This is a genomic window from Shinella granuli, from assembly GCF_004341885.1.
In the GTDB taxonomy this organism is placed as follows: Bacteria; Pseudomonadota; Alphaproteobacteria; order Rhizobiales; family Rhizobiaceae; genus Shinella; species Shinella granuli.
Genome location: NZ_SLVX01000074.1, coordinates 1 through 3,245 on the forward strand (window position 1 = coordinate 1; position 3,245 = coordinate 3,245).

Genomic DNA, 3,245 nt, shown 5'->3' on the forward strand with positions numbered 1-3,245 from the left:
CGTACGCATCCGGGGAAGGACGCCTTGCTGTTTTGCGAATTTTGGTGAGGCTCCGGCTATATCGACGTCAATATAGCCAGTGTTCTACCCATGGATATCATTCGCAGCGGTCGCCCGCAGATCAGCCGGCTGGAGATTGTAGAGAAAGGTCGTCGCCGGCACTTTAGTGACGAAGCCAAGCTGGCGATTGTCGCGGAGAGCTATAGCGGACCCCAGCAGGTATCGGCGACGGCTCGTCGCCATGAGATTACGCGCTTTCAGTTGAATAGCTGGCGCAAGGCGGTGCGGGAAGGACGGCTTGGGGGTAGTTCATTGGCTGGCTTCGTTCCCGTTGTTGCGGATTATGACGCGGTGGCCGAGCATCCTGTTCCGGTTGCTGATCTGGAGCGTTCGGCGTCTGGTGCTGGTCGCATGGAGATCGTGACCGCGAACGGCCGGCGCGTTGTTGTTGACCGTGATGTCGATGTGGATGCGTTGCTGCGGATCGTCCGTGGCCTTGAGGGGCTGGAATGATCCCGATCCCGTCAGGTGTTCGGGTTTGGCTTGCGACGGGCCATACGGATATGCGGTGCGGGTTCCCGTCCCTGGCGCTGCGGGTGCAGGAGGTGCTGAAGCATGACCCGTTGGGTGGCCATCTGTTCTGCTTCAGGGGCAAGCGCGGCGATCTGGTCAAGATCGTCTGGCACGATGGCCAAGGGGCCTGTCTGTTCACGAAAAAATTGGAACGAGGAAGGTTCATTTGGCCTTCTGCCGAAGGTGGCGCGGTGGCAATCTCGTCGGCACAGCTTTCCTACCTGCTCTCCGGAATTGATTGGCGCGCGCCTCAGGAAACTTGGCGACCAACGCGAGTATGATTGCATTTAAGCATTGAGATTATTGGGAAATCTGGTTGAATGTCGTCATGACATTGCCGCCGCTTTCCCTGCCTTCGAACCTTGCCAGCGCCCATGCGGCGCTGCTGGCCGAGCGCGCGGCGCGGGTGCAGGCCGAGGCGGAAGCCGCCAATGCAAAGGCGCGGTTGTCGAGCACCGAGGCGCTGATCGCACATCTGCAATTACTGATCGGCAAGCTGGAACGGGCCAAGCACGGGCCGAGTCGTGAGCGCACCCAGCGGCTGATCGACCAGTTGGAATTGCAGCTCGAAGAACTCGCCGCGTCGGCGACCGAGGACGAACTGGCGGCCGAAGAAGCCACGGCCAAAACGCAGGCGGTGCGTGCCTTCACGCGTAAACGGCCAGTGCGCCAGCCTTGGCCGGAGGATATCGAGTGCGAGCGCATCGTCCTCGACGCACCGACAGCCTGCGCTTGCTGCGGTGGATCGCGGCTATCGAAGCTGGGCGAGGACGTCACCAGAACGCTGGAGGAGATCCCGCGCCGCTTCAAGGTGATCGAGACGGTGCGCGAGAAGTTCAGCTGCCGCGATTGCGAAGCGATCAGCCAGGCTCCCGCGCCGTTCCACGCCACGCGGCGCGGCTTCATCGGCCCAAACCTTCTGGCCACGATCGTCTTCGACAAGTTCGGGCAGCACATCCCGCTGAACCGCCAGAGCACGCGCTTCAAATGTGAGGGCATCGATCTGTCGACCCAGACGCTGGCCGATCAGGTCGGGCACGTCGCCTTTGCCCTCAAGCCGGTCTTCGACCTGATCGAGACGCATGTGTTCCAGGCCGAACGGCTTCACGGCGACGACACGACGATCCCGATCCTGGCCAAGGGCCATTGCACAACCGGGCGAATATGGGTTTACGTGCGTGACGATCACCCGTTCGCCGGGCCTGCGCCGCCGGCAGCGGTCTTCTACGCCTCCAGCGATCGGCGCGGAGAACACCCGCAACGGCATCTGGCCGACTTCAGCGGCATCCTTCAGGCTGATTGCTACAACGGCTTCAGTCCGCTGTTCGACCGGACGCGAAAGCAGATGCCGGCAACGCCCGCCTTCTGCTTCGCCCATGCGCGCCGGAAGTTCTTCGAGCTGGCCGATGTCGCCCGCAATGCCCGGCGCGGCAAAGGGGCCAAGCCGATCTCGCCGGTGGCCCTCGAAGCCGTCAAGCGCATCGATGCCCTGTTCGCCATCGAGCGCGACATCAACGGCCTGAGCGCGGCAGAGCGGCTTGCCGTCCGGCAGGAGAAGAGCAAGCCGCTGCTGAACGATATGGAGGAATGGCTGCGCGCCGAGCGGGCCGGCCTCTCGCGTTCATCCCCGGTGGCCGGGCCGATCGACTACATGCTGTCACGCTGGGCCGACTTCGCCCGGTATGCCGACGACGGCAGGATCTGCATGACGAACAATTGCGCGGAAAGAGCGTTGCGCGGTGTGGCTTGCGGAAGAAAGGCCTGGCTCTTCGCCGGCTCCGACCGCGGCGCCGATCGCGCGGCCATCATGCTCACGCTCATCATGACCGCGCGGCTGAACGATGTGGACCCCAAGGCGTGGCTTGCCGATGTCCTCACCCGTATCGCTGACCTGCCGGTCTCGCGTCTGCCGGAATTGCTTCCGTGGGAGTGGAAGCGGCTACGCCAGGCTGAAAGCCCGGCCCTCATGCTGGCGGCCTGACGATGGCAGCTTCCCTGGTCCGTCTGAAAGTCACCCTCGACCATGTCGAGCCTACGGTGATGCGGCGCGTTGTCGTGCCGTGGCGCATCCGGCTCAGCCGATTGCATGAGGTCTTGCAGGCCGCGATGGGCTGGACGAATACCCACCTCTACGAGTTCCAGATCCGCGACGTCGGCTTTGGCTTGCCCGACCAGGAATGGGGGGATGGCCCGATCGATGCGCGCAAGGTCTCGCTCCTGTCGGCAATCCAGGACACCGGCGCGAAATCCTTCAAATACCACTACGACTTCGGTGACGGCTGGACGCACAGCATCAAGATCGAGCGCACGTTCCCCATCGTCGCGCTGGGCGACCCCATGCTGATCGAGGCGACGGGGCGCTGTCCGCCGGAAGACGTCGGCGGACCTTGGGGATACCAGGAGTTCCGTGAGGCGCTTGCCGATCCCGCTCATGAGCGGCACGCCGAACTGGCCGAATGGTGGGGCGCCGAAGACTTCGACCCGAACAATGCTGCGTTCGCCGACCTCAACAGAGCCGTTGAAGACCTGGTCGCAAAATGGGCGCGTCGAACACGACGGAAAACCTGACGGCCCGCTACGTCAAGCGCCCCACTTCGACCGAACCTAATCACCATAGACCGATTGGTCCTCATCCGCGCGCGCAGAGACCGCGTGGCTGATCGGATGCTTAC

At 63.3% G+C, this 3,245-nt stretch carries 4 protein-coding genes; all 4 read left to right on the forward strand.

The window, feature by feature from the left end:
• The first annotated feature begins 90 nt into the window (after nucleotides 1-90).
• From tnpA to EV665_RS31875, 4 genes are read left to right on the forward strand one after another with little or no spacing between them, the layout of a single operon-like run.
• Nucleotides 91-513 carry an IS66-like element accessory protein TnpA gene (gene tnpA, locus EV665_RS31860; protein WP_133037245.1) on the forward strand — a complete coding sequence of 141 codons (423 nt, stop codon included), beginning with the start codon at nucleotides 91-93 and terminating at the stop codon, nucleotides 511-513.
• On the forward strand, nucleotides 510-854 hold the full coding sequence (gene tnpB / locus EV665_RS31865) for an IS66 family insertion sequence element accessory protein TnpB (RefSeq protein WP_133037246.1): 345 nt from the start codon (nucleotides 510-512) through the stop codon (nucleotides 852-854). Before tnpA ends, tnpB begins: the two co-directional genes overlap by 4 nt.
• A gap of 47 nt (nucleotides 855-901) precedes the next feature.
• The gene (gene tnpC, locus EV665_RS31870) at nucleotides 902-2,554 is read left to right on the forward strand and encodes an IS66 family transposase (RefSeq protein WP_133037248.1); all 1,653 of its coding nucleotides are present in this window, start codon (nucleotides 902-904) and stop codon (nucleotides 2,552-2,554) included.
• A 2-nt stretch (nucleotides 2,555-2,556) separates the two neighbouring features.
• Nucleotides 2,557-3,141, forward strand: a complete 585-nt coding sequence (locus EV665_RS31875) for a plasmid pRiA4b ORF-3 family protein (protein WP_133037247.1) — start codon at nucleotides 2,557-2,559, stop codon at nucleotides 3,139-3,141.
• Nucleotides 3,142-3,245: the final 104 nt, after the last annotated feature.